The organism is Haloparvum alkalitolerans (assembly GCF_055381565.1).
In genome coordinates this window covers 24,935-38,733 of record NZ_AP043938.1, presented here as the reverse complement: position 1 = coordinate 38,733, position 13,799 = coordinate 24,935, and the positions used below count along the sequence as shown (strand labels likewise).

The following is a 13,799-nucleotide window of genomic DNA, read 5'->3' as shown; positions in this document are numbered from 1 at the left end:
CGGGACGACCGCCGGACGACCGACCGCGAAGGACAAGGGTTGATAGGCGACCGCCCGAACGCCGGGTATGCGCATCGCGAACCGGGGGTACGGCGAGGAGGGCCGGGAACGGCTCACGCTGGTCCCCGAGAACGTCGACGACCTCTGGCACCTCGCGCACGTGCTGGAGCCGGGCGACCTCGTGGAGGGCGACACGACGCGCCGGATCCAGCGCAACGACGACCAGATGCGGGACACCGGCGGCCAGCGCGAGCACATCCACGTCACGCTGGAGGTCGCGGACGTGGAGTTCGCGCGGTTCGCCAACCGCCTCCGCGTCGGCGGCGTCATCGTCGGCTGCTCGCGCGAGGACCAACTCGGCCAGCACCACACCCTCAACGTGGAGGAACACGACGAGCTCGTCGTCGAGAAGCACTTCAAGCCGGACCAGACCGAGCGCATCGAGGAGGCCACCGAGGCCGCCGAGAACCCCGACGTGGCCATCGCCACCGTCGAGGAGGGCGCCGCCTCGATCCACACGGTCCAGCAGTACGGCACCGAGGAGTACGCCTCCTTCACCAAGCCCACCGGCAAGGGCGAGTACTCCCGCCCGCGAGAGGAGCTGTTCGAGGAGCTAGGCGACGCGCTCGCGCACCTCGACCCCGACGCGATCATCCTCGCCGGGCCGGGGTTCACGAAGCAGGACGCGCGCGACTACGTCGAGGAGGAGTTCCGCGACCTCGCCGAGCGGATCACCACCGTCGACACCTCGGCCGTGGGCGACCGCGGCGTCCACGAGGTGCTCAAACGCGGCGCCGTCGACGAGGTGCAGAAGGAGACCCGCATCTCGAAGGAGGCGGAGCTGATCGACCAGCTGACCGAGAACATCGCCCAGGGCGCGAAGGCGACATACGGTCCGGAGGACGTGGCCGAGGCCGCCGAGTTCGGCGCGGTCGAGACCCTGCTCGTCGTCGACGAGCGCCTCCGCACAGAGCGACAGGGCGAGGGCGACTGGGCGATCGACGTGAACGAGGTGATCCAGTCGGTCGAGCGACAGGGCGGCGACGTGGTCGTCTTCTCCTCGGAGTTCGCGCCCGGCGAACAGCTCTCGAACCTCGGCGGCATCGCCGCAATCTTGCGGTACAGGCTCCAATGATGTCGGGCGACGGAACCGGATCCCTCTACGTCGACGACAAGGAGGGGGTGACCGCGTGGGTCGAGCGGTTCTTCTTCGCGGGCGTGGAGCTGTCGGTCCTCTCGACGCCCGCGTTCGTGGTCGCGTACCTCGCACAGGCGCTGTATCCCGACACCGTTCCCATCGCGGGGCTCGCCGCGATCGGCGCGGGCTCGATCTCGCTGGCGGTCTACCGAGCCCGCACCGTGGACGTGGGCGGGTGGCCCCGGCGGGGCGAGTTCTCGACGCTGCCGCTCCGCGTCGCGCACTTCTCGCTCGTCTTCCTGATCGCCTGCGTCGCGGTCGGCGCGGCCGCGGGCGAGGCGGGGAACTGGGGAATGGCGTTCCTCAGCGGCGGCGCCGCGGAGGTGCTCGGACTCGGGCTGTTCCCGCGCGTCTACCGAGCCGTCCACGGCGACCCCTTCCGGAAGCCGGCCGAGCGGGCCTGAGAGGGACGGCCGGGATCCGTCCACTCGCCCGGCCTCCGTCCCCTCCCCGCAGCCGACCGACCGCGTCCGCACGTCGCCGCGACGGCAACGCTCAACCCCCGTCGGCCCCTTCTCCCGGCCATGCGCGTGCAGGTGCTGTTGTACGACGGGTTCGACGAGCTGGACGGGATCGGTCCCTACGAGGTGTTCGACTACGCCGGCGAGTACACCGACGGCGCGGTCGAGGTCTCCTACGTCACCCTCGAGGAGCGCGAGACCGTCACGGCGAGCCACGGAACCGAGGTGGGCGTGGACGGGACGCTCGTGGACCCCGAGGCGGTCGCCGCGGGGTCGGACGAGGCGAGCGCCGACGCACCCGACCTGCTGGTCGTCCCCGGCGGCGGCTGGACCGCCCGCGACGAGGCGGCGAGCGCGTGGGCGGAGGCGCAGAAGGGCGACATCCCGGCGGCGCTCGCGGCGCTCCACGAGGCCGGGGTCCGAATCGCCTCGGTCTGTACCGGCTCGATGCTGCTGGCGGAGGGCGGCGTCACGGACGGTCGGCGCGCGGTCACGCACGCGTCCGCGGTCGAGGAACTCCGCGAGTCCGGCGCCGAGGTCGTGGACGCTCGGGTCGTCGACGACGGCGACCTGCTGACGGCCGGCGGGGTCACCTCCGGGCTGGACCTGGCGCTGTACGTCGTCGAGACCGCCTTCGACGCGGAGCTGGCCGACCGGATCGCGACCGTCATCGAGTACGAGCGGCGGTACGAGGTCGCCTGAGAGGCTCTCCGGGGGCGCCGGAGCCCGAGACCGCGCGGCGTCAAACTATTTCCCCCTCGCGCGTGGGGTTCGGGGTATGACGGACGGCCATCCCTTCGCGGAGGGAACGGTGCTCCGCGTGCTCGACACCGGGACGACGGCGCCGGAGCCGGACGCCAACCCGCTCCACGCCGTCGACCGGATCGAGGTGTCGGACCCGGACGCCGCGCCGAGTCCCTACGTCTTCGCGGTGCGCTACCCGGACCCCGAGACGGGCGAGGAGCGCACGGAGCGGTTGACGTTCCTACGGGAGAGCGAGGGCGGGTTCGAGTGCGACGTGAAGACGCACAACGCGCAGTACGGCCACAGCCTCACGCTCGAACCGTACTTTTGAGTCACGCCGCGGTCGAGCCGACGCCCCGCTGCGAACCGAAACGCCCACGACCGCGCCCCGCGACGGCTCGCCCGATGGACAGGGACCGCTTCGTCCGGCTGGCCGCGCTCGCGTTCGGACTGGTGCTGCTGTCGTTCCTGATCCGGGGGACGACGCGGTTGGTCGTCGGCTACGAGACGGCCGTCCTGCTGTCGGCGCCGGTCCTGTTCGCGGCGGCCGCGCTCCTCGTGGCGCTCGTCGTCCGCGGACTTCTGGATCTGACCGGCGTGCGGCCGCTGGAGGAGTGACGCGGGCTGTCCGTCCCGCTCGCCAGTCCGTCCCGCTCGCCAGTCCGTCCCGCTCGCCGGTCCCTCCCGCCCGCCGGCCCCGTACTCCGGAACCCCTTTTGAGGTCGCCGTCGGAGTGTGGCACATGAACGTACGCGAGGTCGCGGACCTCTCGCCGGACGAGCGCCGCGCGTTCTTCGAGCGGGACGCGGGCGTGGAGTCGGCCCGGAGCGACGTCCGCGAGATCATCGACCGAGTGCGGACGGAGGGCGACGTTGCCGTCCGGGAGTTCTCCAGCGAGTTCGACGGCGTCGAGCTCGGTAACATCGATATCACCGACGACGCGGAGCGCGCGCACGAGGAGCTCGCGGACGCGGACGACCCGCGGCTCGACGCGATCCGCGAGGCGGCCGCGAACGTCCGCGAGTTCCACGAGGAGTTGCTCCCCGAGGACTGGACCGAGGAGTTCGGCGCGGGCCGCGAACTCGGTCGGCGGTTCAGGCCCATCGACCGCGCGGGCGTGTACGTCCCCGGGGGCGCAGCGGCGTACCCCTCCAGCGCGCTGATGGGCGTCATCCCCGCGACGGTCGCCGGCGTCGACCACGTCGCGGTCGCGACCCCGCCGGCGGAGGAGATCAACCCCGTCACGCTGGCGGCGATCCACGAGGCCGGCGCGGACGCGGTGTACGCGGTCGGCGGCGCGCAGGCCATCGCCGCGCTCGCGTACGGGACCGAGACCGTCACGAGCGTCTCGAAGGTCGTCGGCCCCGGCAACAGGTGGGTCACGGCCGCGAAGGCGGAGGTGCGCGGCGACGTCGAGATCGACTTCCTCGCCGGGCCGAGCGAGGTGCTGGTGCTGGCCGACGGGACGGCCGATCCCGAGTTGGTCGCGTCGGACCTGCTCGCGCAGGCCGAACACGACCCGAACGCCTCCGTCGTCGCGGTGACCGACGACCCCGACCTCGCGGACGCGGTCGCGGACGCGGTCGACGCGGGCGCGGCGGAGCGCGAGCGCGAGGGGACGATCCGCGAGGCGCTCGGCAACGACGCCTCGGGCGTCCTGCTGGCGCGCTCGATGCCGGAGGCGGTGCTGTTCGCCGAGGAGTACGCCGCCGAGCACCTCTCGATACAGGCCGAGGCGGACGAGGAACTGCTCGACCGGATCACGAACGCCGGATCGGTGTTTCTCGGCCCCTATTCGCCCGTCGCGGCCGGCGACTACGCGGCCGGGCCGAACCACGTCCTGCCCACGAACGGCGGCGCGAAGCGGTACGGCGGGCTCTCGACGGAGACGTTCCTGCGCTCCTCGACGGTCCAGCGACTGGACCGCGAGGGGCTCGACGACATCGCCGACACGGTGACGACGCTCGCGGAGGCGGAGGGGCTGGAGGCCCACGCCGAGAGCGTCCGAAAGCGGTTCGAGTAGCGGTCTCCGTCGGCAGCGGCGCGACCGTCGCCCCCGGCCACCGGCGGAACCGGCGTTCCGGTCGGACCGTCGTCAGGGTTATGACGCTCCGGCGGATACCTTTCGCCATGAGCACGGAGACCGCGGACGGCAACGGCGAAGGGGGCGCGTCCGGCGTCGAGGTGACGCCCGCGGCCGCCGAGGAGGCGCTCTCGCTCATGGAGAGCGAGGGGATGGACATCGACGAGGGTGGCCTCCGGCTGTTCGTCCAGCAGGGCGGCTGCGCGGGGCTCTCGTACGGCATGCGCTTCGACCACGAGCCCGAGGAGGACGACATGGTCGTGGAGGCGCACGGGCTACGCGTCTTCGTCGACCCGGCGAGTCGAAACTACATCGGCGGGAGCACGCTCGATTACGAGGCCGGGTTGCAGGCCGAGGGGTTCCACGTCGAGAACCCGAACGTCGTCTCCGAGTGCGGTTGCGGCGAGTCGTTCCGGACGTAGTCGCTGACGCTCGCCCGCCGGCCGCGCCGATTCCTGTTCTCCGTTCCGGCGATTTTCGTTCCCCGGCCCGCCGTTTCCGCCGCGCCCGTCACGCCTTTGCCCTCCGCCCGCGGAGGGTACCGTATGGAACGCGACGCGATGGAGACGGCGGACGGCGAGGTGGTCCACGTGGAGCGCGCGGCGAGCGACCGCGGCTCCGAGGGACCGTTCCACACGGTGTACGTCACCGCCGAAGGCGACGACCGATGGGGGTTCTACTGCGGGAACTGCGGCAGCCTCGACACGGCGATGGACACGATGGGCCGGATCGAGTGCAACGAGTGCGGCAACATCCGCAAGCCCGAGGAGTGGGACGCCGCCCACGAGTGACTCGCGGGGCGGTCCGGTCGGTCGGCGCGGGGTTCCCACACCGTGGTAAAGCTTAACACAGGTGCCGACGTATGTGGCGGTAGATGGCCCCTGGTACCATGCCACCGACGACCGAGGCCAGAGACGTTTTTCGCGAACTAGGGTACTCCGTCTCCGAGGACGGGGCGGACTTCGTCGCCGAGCGCAAGTGGCGACGCGTGCTCGTGACGCCGCTCGGCGCCGACGACGCCACCGATCCGGAACCGTATCTGGCGGACGGTGGAAGCCCGCCGCAGCTCCGCTGTTTCGTCACGTGGGACGAGTCGGCCGCGGACCTCCGCGAGCACCTGCTCGACCTCAAGCCGCCGTTCGACTGGGCGGTCATCGGCGTCGAGGGCGGGGGCGAGTTCTCCGTGATGCAGGGCGCCCCGGGCAGTCCCTGACGCGACGCGAGCGACCCGAGGGCCCCGAGCGGCCCGAGCGTCTTGTGCGCACCGAGCCGACATCCCGCCGCTCCGGCCCGACGCCCGGACCGGCCGCGGTTTTTTGTGACCGCCGAGCGACGGCGCTCCCATGAACGCCGTCCTCGACGCCGCCGTCCGCGTTCTCTCGGAGTTCCTCGGAAACATCGAGGCCGCACTGCCGCGGGTCGCCTCGGGACTCCTGTTCCTCGCGGTCGCCGCCGTGCTCGTGAAGGTCCTGATGACCCTCGTCGACCGCGTGCTCGTCCGCGCGCTCCCCGGCGACTCGCCGGTCTACCGACAGTTCGTCTCCACCATCGTCGCGGGCTTCCTGTGGTACGGCGTCCTGCTGTCGTTCCTCTCCGTGGTCGGGCTCGGCGGGATCGCCGCGGCGCTTGGCACCGCGACCGGCTTCGTGGCGCTGGGCGTCTCCTACGCGCTCTCGGGGATGATCGCCGACGCGGTCTCCGGCGTCTACCTCCTCCGCGACCCCGACTTCAACCCCGGCGACCGGGTCGTCGTGGGCGACACGACCGGCGAGGTGCACGCCATCGAGCTGCGGAAGACGCGCTTCGACGTGGACGGCGACCGCCGCGTGCTCGGTAACGCCGAGATCGAGCGCCGCTGGACGAAGCTTGACGGCGCCGACGCGGCGGGGACGGAAGAAGCCGCAGAGACGGAAGAAGCCGCGGATGCAGAAAACGAGGCGGCAGACACGGAGGAATCTGCGAACGGAGAGGCGACGGACGAAACCGAGGACCCGGCGGACGATGCGACCGACGAGTCGAGCGACGGCTGACTTCTCTCTCCCGTCCTGTGTCGGTCCGGTCCGCTTCAGACGCGCGCTCGGCGCGTGGCTTTATGAAGGAGTGCGCCGGAGTAGCACACGTCATGGTCTACAAGAAGATCACCCTGATCGGGACGAGCACCGAGAGCTTCGACGACGCGGCCGACGACGCGGTCGACCGCGCCGAGGACACGCTCGACAACGTCTACTGGGCCGAGGTACAGGAGTTCGGCGTCGAGGTGAAGAACGCGCCCGAGCGGGAGTATCAGGCCGAGGTCGAGGTCGCGTTCGAACTGGAGGACTGAGGGCCGCTTCCTCGGCTCTCACCGTCGCCCGCGCCGCCTGCCGCAGCCACACGCTTTTTCGCCGCCCGTGCTGGATAGCGGGTATGCCCGTCTCACGCGCCCCCGAGGAGCCCGAGGTCCGCGAGTTCGAGACGACCGTCGAGCGCGCCGGCGACCGCGCGGTCGTGCTCGCCGAGACGTACTTCTACGCCGAGTCCGGCGGCCAGCCCGCCGACCGCGGCACGATCGACGGCGTCGAGGTGACGGACGTGCAGGAGGTCGACGGCGAGGTCGTCCACCACCTCGCGGCGGACCACGACCTCGCGACCGGCGACGCGGTCGCGTGCGTCGTCGACGACGCCTTCCGAACCTACTGTATGCGCGCTCATACCGCCTCACACGTGCTCTACGGCGCCGCGCGGCGGCTGTTCGACGACCTCGGCTACGCCGGCTTCGACATCGGCACCGAGAAGGTCCGCGTCGACCTCACGACCCGCGACCCCATCGACGACGCGGCGCTCGTCGAACTGGAGCGGCTGGCGAACCGCGCGGTCTGGGACTCGCTGCCGGTGACGTGGGAGGCGATGCCGGCCGCCGAGGCCCGCGCGCTCGACGATATCGCGTTCAACGACCGCACCGAGGAGGGGGCGATGAGCGAGGCGGCCGCCGACGCCGTCCGCGTCGTCACCGTCGAGGGGTGGGACACCGCAGCCTGCGGCGGGACGCACGTCAGGAACACGGCGGAGATCGGCGAGATAACCGTCCTCGACCGCTCGAACCCCGGCGAGGACGCGACGCGGATCGAGTTCGCGGTCGGCCCGGTCGCGGTCGACGAGGCCGCGGAGGTCCACGCCGCGGCCCGCGAGGCGAGCCGGACGCTCGACGCGAGCGTCGCGGAGCTTCCGGCGGCCGCGGAGCGACTGCGCGAGGAGCGCGACGACCTCGCCGCGGAGGTCCGCGAGCTACGTTCCGAACTCCTCGGCGCGCGCCTCCGCGACCTCCCGACCGTCGAGCGGGAGGGGGCGGCGTGGGCGGTCGGGACTGTCGCGAACGGCGGGCCGAACGACGTGCGCGAGCCGCTCTCGGAGCTGGTGGCGGCCGAGGACGGGCCCGCCGTCGCGGCCGTCGCCGGGGAGGACGGGAGCACCTTCCTCGCGGTCGCCACCGCCGACCCCGACGCGGCGGACGCCGGCGAGGTCGTCGCGGCGGTGACCGACGAATTCGGCGGCGGTGGCGGGGGCGGCCCCACGTTCGCGCAGGGCGGCGGACTCGACGCGGACCCCGAGACCGTCGCGGCGTTCCTCCGGGACGGGGCGTAGTCGACCGCGGCCGGCTCCGGGGGCGGGGGCCGCGGGAGCCGCGACGGCGCCGCCCCGGCCCCGCGGATCGTTCACCTTTTTCGGTGCGGTATCGTAGCGACGCCCATGACAGGCGCACGGACGGGCTCCGCGCTCACCGCGGAGCAGCAGGCGATCAAGGACCTCGTCCGGGAGTTCGCGGTCGAGGAGGTCCGCCCGGAGATGGCCGCGGCGGACGAGACGGAGACGTTCCCCGAGGAGGTGTGGGACGGGCTCGCGGAGCTGGACCTGACCGGGCTGACGGTCCCCGAGGAGTACGGCGGCTTCGGCGCCGACAGCACCACCTACGCGGTCGTCAACGAGGAGCTCGCGTACGGCGGGCTGGCGGTCGCGACCGCGCTGTCGGTCCACTGTCTGGCGACCTCCTGTATCGCCGCGTTCGGCTCCGAGGCGGTCAAGGAGGAGTGGCTCCCCGAGATGGTTGACGGCCGACCGGTGGGGATGTTCTGTCTCTCCGAGCCGGAGGCGGGCTCGAACCCTGCGGAGATGTCGACGAGCGCGAGCTACGACCCGGAGGCGGACGAGTACGTCCTGAACGGACAGAAACAGTGGATCACGAACGGCGAGCGGGGCGGCGTCGCGGTCGTGTTCGCGAAGGTCGATGGCGCCGACGACGGCGTCACGCAGTTCCTCGTGCCTGCCGACACCGAAGGCTTCGAGGTCGGCAAGAAGGAGCACAAACTCGGCCTCCGCGCCTCGGACACCACCGGCATCACCTTCGACGACTGCCGGATCCCGGCCGAGTACCGGCTGACCGAGGAGGGCCGCGGGCTTTCGGCCGCCTTCCGCACGCTGACGGAGGGCCGGGTCGGCATCGCGGCGCAGGCGGTCGGGCTCGCGCAGTCGGCGCTCGACGAGGCGCAGGCGTACGCGCAGGACCGCGAGCAGTTCGGCGACCCCATCGCCGACATCCAGACGATCAGACACAAGCTCGCCGACATGGCCACCCGGATCGAGGCCTCGCGGCTGCTCGTCCGCGAGGCGAGCCGACAGGCCGACGCCGGCGAGGACAACAGGATCGCGGCCTCGATGGCGAAGTACTTCGCGAGCGAGACGGCGATGGACGTCACCAACGAGGCGGTCCAGATCCACGGCGGCTACGGCTACACGACCGACTTCCCGGTCGAGCGCCTCTACCGCGACGCGAAGATCACCGAGATCTACGAGGGGACGACCGAGATACAGAAGACGATCATCGCGCGGGGGCTGTTAGACTCGTGAGCGACGCCTCGAGCGACGCCGCGAGCGACTCCCCGGCCGCCGCCGACGCGCTCGACCCCGCGTCTCTCGCCGCGCTCCGCGAGGAGTTCGGCACCGTGGTCTACGACCTCGACGGGACGCTCGTGGACCTGGTCGTGGACTGGGGCGCGGTCGCCGACGACGTGATCGCCGTCTACGAGGACGCGGGGGCGGAGCCGCCGGGAGACGGCCTGTGGGAGCTGCTCGGCAGCGCGCCGGAGTACGGGCTCGAAGCCGAGGTCGAGGCGGCCATCGCCGCACACGAGCGCGAGGGCGCCCGCGCTTCGACGCGGCTGCCGCACGCGGACGCGCTCGACCCCGCGACCGCCGGACGCACCGCGGTCTGCTCGCTCAACTGCGAGGATGCCTGCCGGATCGCGCTGGACGCCCACGGACTGACGCCCGGCGTCGCCGCCGTCGTCGGCCGCGATACCGTCTCCACGCACAAGCCGGATCCCGAACCGCTGCTGTCGGCCGTCGAGCGCGTCGGCGGCGACCCCGAGGACGCCGTCTTCGTCGGCGACTCCGAGCGGGACGCGGTGACCGCCGAGCGCGCGGGCATCGCGTTCCGGTGGGTGTAGCCCGACGGCGGAACGGAGCGATGCCGATGCGGTGCTGATGTGGTGCTGATGCGGTACTGGTGCGGTACTGATACGCTGCTGATGCTGGTGCAGCCGGCGCGCGCGAGAAACGCGCGCGAGGGAGGCGGTGGCGCGGCCGCCTGCTGTGCGTCGCGGTTTCGCGGTCGCGCCGCCGCCGAGGCTGGGGAGGTGCGAGGCTGCCGTGCGGTTGGCGGTGGGTGGGGCTTTCCGGGTGGTACTGTCCCGATCGGCCGTACCGCTCTCGGTGCTGGAAGCGCCTTAGCCGAGAAAACGCGCAGCAGCGACGCCGATCCACGGCGTCTCGCCGCCGGTCAGCGTTCGTCGGTCACGCGTTCGTCGTCGGGCTCCCCGGACGCGGTCGCGGAGCGATAGAGGCCGACGAGCGCGAGCGTCGCCAGGGCCGCGCCTTCGATCCGGGCCGCGGTGTACACCCAGTCGCGGGGCTCGGCGTCGGCGCTCTCGCGGTACGCCAACCGCGTGACGCCGCGAACGACGGCCCGCGGCGCCGCCAGTTCGACGAGTCCGAACAGCCCGATCAGCAGTCGGAGGTGGTTGCGCATAGCCGCCCTTCGGCTGGGGCGGCGATAAGCGATGTGGCGGGCCGCGGCGACCGCCCCGTCCGAGCAAAAGTTGCCGGGAGCTACGACCCGCCGTAGACCGATGGGATCATCCGCACCACGTCGCCGTCGGACACCGGGGTGTCCAACCCGTCGAGGTGCCGGACGTTCTTCCCGTCTCGGGTGACGACGACTTCGCCGGCGAGGTCGCCGTCCTCGGCGTCGAGGAGTCGCCCGGAGAGGGACGGATAGCGGGCCTCGACTTCCCGTAACAAGTCGCGGTACGTTTCGGCGTCCGTCTCCAGCGCGACCGACTCGGTACCGGCGTCGTCGCGGAACGGGCCGAACAGGCGGAGTTCGACGTGCACGGAGGAGCGTCGACCGGGACCGGCGTATAGCCGTCGGTCGCGGCCGGACGCGCACGCGACCGCGGCGCGTTACGTCTCCCACCCAAGGCTTGCGGGAACCCGGGAGCCGCGCCACATCTCGCCATATCCAGCCCGCATAAGCAAATGGGGTGCGTATAACCGGGCATCATGGACACGGAGTTCGCCTACTGGGTGCCGAACGTGAGCGGCGGGCTGGTCGTCTCCGACTGGGAGATGGACACCGACTGGACGTACGACTACAACCTCGACCTCGCGCGGACCGCCGAGGACGTTGGCTTCGACTACGCGCTTGCACAGGCGCGCTTCTTCGGGAGCTACGGCGCCGACCGCCAGCTCGAGGCCCTCTCCATCGCCAACGCGCTCGCGGCACAGACCGACGAGCTTCACGTCATCGGCGCGGTTCACCCCGGGCTCTGGGAGCCGGGTCCGCTCGCGAACTTCATCGCGACCGCGGACCGCATCAGCAACGGCCGCTTCTCGATCAACGTCGTCTCCGGCTGGTTCAAAGGCGAGTTCACCGGGTTCGGCCAGCCGTGGCTCGAACACGACGAGCGCTACGCGCGCTCGGAGGAGTTCATCGAGGTCCTCAAGGCGCTCTGGACGGAGGAGTACGCCACCTACGACGGCCGCTTTTACACCATCGGCAGGGACATCGACGGCTTCGAGGGCGCGCCGCTGGAGCCGAAGCCGGTGCAGGACCCGTATCCGCAGGTGTTCCAGGGCGGCAACTCGCAGGCGGCCCGCGAGATGGCCGCGCGCAACGCGGACGTGCTGTTCATCAACGGCGGGAGCCTCCAGGAGATCCGCGCCGTCATCGAGGACGTGGAGGAGTACGCCGAGGAGTACGGCACCGAGCCGCCCCGGTTCGCCGCCAACGCGTTCGTCATCCAGCGCGAGACCGAGGCGGAGGCCAAGGAGACGCTGGAGGGCATCATCGAGAACGCCACCGACGAGGCGGTCGACGCCTTCCGCGAGCAGGTCAAACAGGCGGGGCAGTCCTCCGCCGAGGGCGAGGGGATGTGGGCCGACTCCGACTTCGAGGACCTCGTGCAGTACAACGACGGCTTCAAGACCGGCCTCATCGGCACCGACGAGCAGATCGTCGAGCGGATCCGGAAGCTGGACGCGATCGGGATCGACATCGTGCTCGCCGGCTTCCTCCACTACGACGAGGAGCTGGAGCGGTTCGGCGAGACGATCATCCCGGCCGTCGAGGAGGCGGAGCCGCTCAACCCCGAGGACGTGACCGAGCCGGACGAGGTCGAGGACGTCGGCGGCGCGAAGGTGGCCCGATGAGCGACGGCACCGCGCCCTCGGCCGACCGCACGGTCCTCGGGGTCGTCGGCAGCGTGACGACCGGCTCCAAGACGCGGGCCGCGGTCGAGGCGGCGCTCGACGCCGCGGCCGACGAGCGCGAGGGGGTCGAGACCGACCTCCTCCACCTCGCGGAGTACGACCTCGAGACGGCCGACGGCCGCGGCATCGACGCCTACGAGGGCGACACCGCGGACGCGCTCGCGCGGATCGTCGAGGCGGACGCCTACGTCGTCGGGACCCCGGTCTACCGCGGGTCGGTCTCGGGCGCGCTCAAGAACCTGCTCGACATGGTGCCGCGCGGGATGTGGCAGGGCGACGTGGCCCCCTTCGAGGACGCCGCGGTCGGCCTCGTGGCGACCGGCGCAACGAACCACCACTACCTCGCGATCGACCAGGAGCTCCGACCCCTGTTCGCCTTCTTCGGCGCGCACACGGTCGGCGGGAGCGTCTACGCGACCGACGGCGCCTTCGCGGACCGCGAGGGGGCGGACGGCGACGACGAGGGGCCCGTGCTCGACGACGCGGACGTGGCCGGCCGGCTCGCGACCCTCGGGACCGCGACGGTCGACCTCTCGCGGGCGGTCGAGGGGAGCGACGCGCTCGGCGGCCTCGGCCCGCAGTTCTGACCGGCCGCTCGCCCGAGCGTTTTCTGAACCGGTCGCGGGCTGAGGGGTTTTCTGAACCGGTCGACGTGGACGCTTTTCTGAGAAAGGACGGCGTGCTCAGAACACGTGGTGGAGCATCGCGTAGACGCCGACGCCCATCGCGAACGAGATCAGCCACAGCGGCGCGGCGACCCGGCCGACCGTCCGGTGGCGCGTCTCGTACACCTCCGCGACCGGCCGCGTCGCGGCCAGAAGCAGGGCGTAGAACAGCAGCGGGATGCAGACGATGGCCAGAAGCATGTGGACCGCGAGCACCGGCAGGTAGACGTAGCGGTAGTAGACCTCCGGCCCGGGGAACGTCGTCGTCCCGACGAGCGTGAGCCGCCAGAGGTAGCCCGTCAGGAACGCGGCGAACAGCAGGAGGGAGGTGCCCATCAGCGCGCGGTGTCGGGCGACGTTCCCGCGCCGGATCGCGCGCCAACCGAGCGCGATGGTACCGATCGCGGTCAACGAGAAGGCGGCGTTGAGGTGGGGGATCGCGGCGAGGACGGCATCGCCCGGGTGCGGGACGTACGTCGTCGGGATCGACTGGGTGGCGGCGCCGAACACCAGCGCGAGGGCGACGGTCGAGCAGACCGCGGTCAGGAGCGGGACGTGCTCGCGTGCGCGGAACTCCATGTCGGGTGGGTGGAGCCCCGGCCGCAAAACCGTTGGCTCCGCGGCGGGAAGCGGCCGGTCGGAGCCGGGTGACAACTCGATGCACGCGGGCGCCGAATGGAAGGGCTTTTAATCGCCGCCGGGGTACGTGATGACGCGAAGAACCACAGCGAGCGTGGGTAGCCAAGCCAGGCCAACGGCGCAGCGTTGAGGGCGCTGTCCTGTAGAGGTCCGCCGGTTCAAATCCGGTCCCACGCATCGCTCGGCGGCACACCCGCCACCGATGC

Annotated in this window: 18 protein-coding genes, 1 tRNA gene and 1 pseudogene; 17 read left to right on the top strand and 3 right to left on the bottom strand. The window is 71.7% G+C overall.

Annotated elements, in window-relative coordinates:
* Positions 1-67 precede the first annotated feature (67 nt).
* The 14 genes and pseudogenes from ACZ432_RS02580 (at position 68) to ACZ432_RS02515 (ending at position 9,966) form a co-directional block, all read left to right on the top strand.
* Complete coding sequence (locus tag ACZ432_RS02580; protein WP_426964333.1) at positions 68-1,135, top strand: mRNA surveillance protein pelota; 1,068 nt, start codon at positions 68-70, stop codon at positions 1,133-1,135.
* A complete protein-coding gene (locus tag ACZ432_RS02575) occupies positions 1,132-1,602 on the top strand; it encodes a hypothetical protein (RefSeq protein ID WP_426964334.1) in 471 nt (156 codons plus the stop codon). The genes ACZ432_RS02580 and ACZ432_RS02575 overlap by 4 nt, the downstream gene beginning before the upstream one ends.
* A 120-nt stretch (positions 1,603-1,722) precedes the next feature.
* On the top strand, positions 1,723-2,361 hold the full coding sequence (locus ACZ432_RS02570) for a DJ-1/PfpI family protein (protein WP_426964335.1): 639 nt from the start codon (positions 1,723-1,725) through the stop codon (positions 2,359-2,361).
* Between the two features lie 76 nt (positions 2,362-2,437).
* The gene (locus ACZ432_RS02565; RefSeq protein WP_426964336.1) at positions 2,438-2,734 is read left to right on the top strand and encodes a hypothetical protein; all 297 of its coding nucleotides are present in this window, start codon (positions 2,438-2,440) and stop codon (positions 2,732-2,734) included.
* Between the two features lie 74 nt (positions 2,735-2,808).
* Positions 2,809-3,021: a hypothetical protein gene (locus ACZ432_RS02560; RefSeq protein ID WP_426964337.1), complete on the top strand. Its 213-nt coding sequence runs from the start codon at positions 2,809-2,811 to the stop codon at positions 3,019-3,021.
* A 124-nt stretch (positions 3,022-3,145) separates the two neighbouring features.
* The gene (hisD, locus tag ACZ432_RS02555) at positions 3,146-4,426 is read left to right on the top strand and encodes a histidinol dehydrogenase (protein WP_426964338.1); all 1,281 of its coding nucleotides are present in this window, start codon (positions 3,146-3,148) and stop codon (positions 4,424-4,426) included.
* A gap of 107 nt (positions 4,427-4,533) precedes the next feature.
* Entirely contained in the window at positions 4,534-4,908 is a 375-nt protein-coding gene (locus tag ACZ432_RS02550; RefSeq protein ID WP_426964339.1) for a HesB/IscA family protein, read from the top strand.
* Between the two features lie 123 nt (positions 4,909-5,031).
* Positions 5,032-5,277 (top strand): DUF5816 domain-containing protein, encoded by a 246-nt coding sequence (locus tag ACZ432_RS02545; RefSeq protein ID WP_426964340.1) that lies wholly within the window; start codon positions 5,032-5,034, stop codon positions 5,275-5,277.
* Positions 5,278-5,360: 83 nt separating this feature from the next.
* Complete coding sequence (locus ACZ432_RS02540) at positions 5,361-5,699, top strand: DUF7116 family protein (protein WP_426964341.1); 339 nt, start codon at positions 5,361-5,363, stop codon at positions 5,697-5,699.
* 130 nt (positions 5,700-5,829) lie between these two features.
* A pseudogene (locus ACZ432_RS02535) lies at positions 5,830-6,363 on the top strand (mechanosensitive ion channel domain-containing protein); the annotation flags it as partial.
* A 245-nt stretch (positions 6,364-6,608) separates the two neighbouring features.
* A complete protein-coding gene (locus tag ACZ432_RS02530) occupies positions 6,609-6,809 on the top strand; it encodes a dodecin (RefSeq protein WP_426964342.1) in 201 nt (66 codons plus the stop codon).
* A gap of 83 nt (positions 6,810-6,892) precedes the next feature.
* Complete coding sequence (locus ACZ432_RS02525; RefSeq protein WP_426964343.1) at positions 6,893-8,107, top strand: alanyl-tRNA editing protein; 1,215 nt, start codon at positions 6,893-6,895, stop codon at positions 8,105-8,107.
* A gap of 105 nt (positions 8,108-8,212) precedes the next feature.
* A complete protein-coding gene (locus ACZ432_RS02520) occupies positions 8,213-9,367 on the top strand; it encodes an acyl-CoA dehydrogenase family protein (protein ID WP_426964344.1) in 1,155 nt (384 codons plus the stop codon).
* Complete coding sequence (locus ACZ432_RS02515; protein ID WP_426964345.1) at positions 9,364-9,966, top strand: HAD family hydrolase; 603 nt, start codon at positions 9,364-9,366, stop codon at positions 9,964-9,966. Before ACZ432_RS02520 ends, ACZ432_RS02515 begins: the two co-directional genes overlap by 4 nt.
* Positions 9,967-10,298: 332 nt before the next feature.
* On the opposite strand, the gene ACZ432_RS02510 is transcribed toward ACZ432_RS02515, so the two are convergent.
* Entirely contained in the window at positions 10,299-10,547 is a 249-nt protein-coding gene (locus ACZ432_RS02510) for a hypothetical protein (RefSeq protein ID WP_426964346.1), read from the bottom strand.
* Between the two features lie 80 nt (positions 10,548-10,627).
* Positions 10,628-10,912 carry a ubiquitin-like small modifier protein 1 gene (locus ACZ432_RS02505; protein ID WP_426964347.1) on the bottom strand — a complete coding sequence of 95 codons (285 nt, stop codon included), beginning with the start codon at positions 10,910-10,912 and terminating at the stop codon, positions 10,628-10,630.
* 168 nt (positions 10,913-11,080) lie between these two features.
* Between ACZ432_RS02505 and sfnG the strand changes: the two genes are divergently transcribed.
* Both sfnG and ACZ432_RS02495 read left to right on the top strand, forming a co-directional pair.
* Positions 11,081-12,229 (top strand): dimethylsulfone monooxygenase SfnG, encoded by a 1,149-nt coding sequence (gene sfnG, locus ACZ432_RS02500; protein ID WP_426964348.1) that lies wholly within the window; start codon positions 11,081-11,083, stop codon positions 12,227-12,229.
* Complete coding sequence (locus tag ACZ432_RS02495; protein WP_426964349.1) at positions 12,226-12,876, top strand: NADPH-dependent FMN reductase; 651 nt, start codon at positions 12,226-12,228, stop codon at positions 12,874-12,876. The genes sfnG and ACZ432_RS02495 overlap by 4 nt, the downstream gene beginning before the upstream one ends.
* A 96-nt stretch (positions 12,877-12,972) precedes the next feature.
* On the opposite strand, the gene ACZ432_RS02490 is transcribed toward ACZ432_RS02495, so the two are convergent.
* Positions 12,973-13,533 (bottom strand): DUF420 domain-containing protein, encoded by a 561-nt coding sequence (locus tag ACZ432_RS02490; protein WP_426964350.1) that lies wholly within the window; start codon positions 13,531-13,533, stop codon positions 12,973-12,975.
* Between the two features lie 152 nt (positions 13,534-13,685).
* Here ACZ432_RS02490 and ACZ432_RS02485 point away from each other — a divergent pair.
* Positions 13,686-13,770: transfer RNA gene (locus ACZ432_RS02485), tRNA-Leu, on the top strand.
* Positions 13,771-13,799: the final 29 nt, after the last annotated feature.

What these genes read in the sequence shown, in the direction of transcription:
- ACZ432_RS02490 (WP_426964350.1), bottom strand. Translation starts at nt 13,533, where the DNA reads ATGGAGTTCCGCGCACGCGAGCACGTCCCGCTCCTGACCGCGGTCTGC.
- ACZ432_RS02560 (WP_426964337.1), top strand. Translation starts at nt 2,809, where the DNA reads ATGGACAGGGACCGCTTCGTCCGGCTGGCCGCGCTCGCGTTCGGACTG.
- ACZ432_RS02570 (WP_426964335.1), top strand. Translation starts at nt 1,723, where the DNA reads ATGCGCGTGCAGGTGCTGTTGTACGACGGGTTCGACGAGCTGGACGGG.
- hisD (WP_426964338.1), top strand. Translation starts at nt 3,146, where the DNA reads ATGAACGTACGCGAGGTCGCGGACCTCTCGCCGGACGAGCGCCGCGCG.
- ACZ432_RS02530 (WP_426964342.1), top strand. Translation starts at nt 6,609, where the DNA reads ATGGTCTACAAGAAGATCACCCTGATCGGGACGAGCACCGAGAGCTTC.
- ACZ432_RS02545 (WP_426964340.1), top strand. Translation starts at nt 5,032, where the DNA reads ATGGAACGCGACGCGATGGAGACGGCGGACGGCGAGGTGGTCCACGTG.
- sfnG (WP_426964348.1), top strand. Translation starts at nt 11,081, where the DNA reads ATGGACACGGAGTTCGCCTACTGGGTGCCGAACGTGAGCGGCGGGCTG.
- ACZ432_RS02550 (WP_426964339.1), top strand. Translation starts at nt 4,534, where the DNA reads ATGAGCACGGAGACCGCGGACGGCAACGGCGAAGGGGGCGCGTCCGGC.
- ACZ432_RS02510 (WP_426964346.1), bottom strand. Translation starts at nt 10,547, where the DNA reads ATGCGCAACCACCTCCGACTGCTGATCGGGCTGTTCGGACTCGTCGAA.
- ACZ432_RS02525 (WP_426964343.1), top strand. Translation starts at nt 6,893, where the DNA reads ATGCCCGTCTCACGCGCCCCCGAGGAGCCCGAGGTCCGCGAGTTCGAG.
- ACZ432_RS02575 (WP_426964334.1), top strand. Translation starts at nt 1,132, where the DNA reads ATGATGTCGGGCGACGGAACCGGATCCCTCTACGTCGACGACAAGGAG.
- ACZ432_RS02540 (WP_426964341.1), top strand. Translation starts at nt 5,361, where the DNA reads ATGGCCCCTGGTACCATGCCACCGACGACCGAGGCCAGAGACGTTTTT.
- ACZ432_RS02580 (WP_426964333.1), top strand. Translation starts at nt 68, where the DNA reads ATGCGCATCGCGAACCGGGGGTACGGCGAGGAGGGCCGGGAACGGCTC.
- ACZ432_RS02495 (WP_426964349.1), top strand. Translation starts at nt 12,226, where the DNA reads ATGAGCGACGGCACCGCGCCCTCGGCCGACCGCACGGTCCTCGGGGTC.
- ACZ432_RS02520 (WP_426964344.1), top strand. Translation starts at nt 8,213, where the DNA reads ATGACAGGCGCACGGACGGGCTCCGCGCTCACCGCGGAGCAGCAGGCG.
- ACZ432_RS02565 (WP_426964336.1), top strand. Translation starts at nt 2,438, where the DNA reads ATGACGGACGGCCATCCCTTCGCGGAGGGAACGGTGCTCCGCGTGCTC.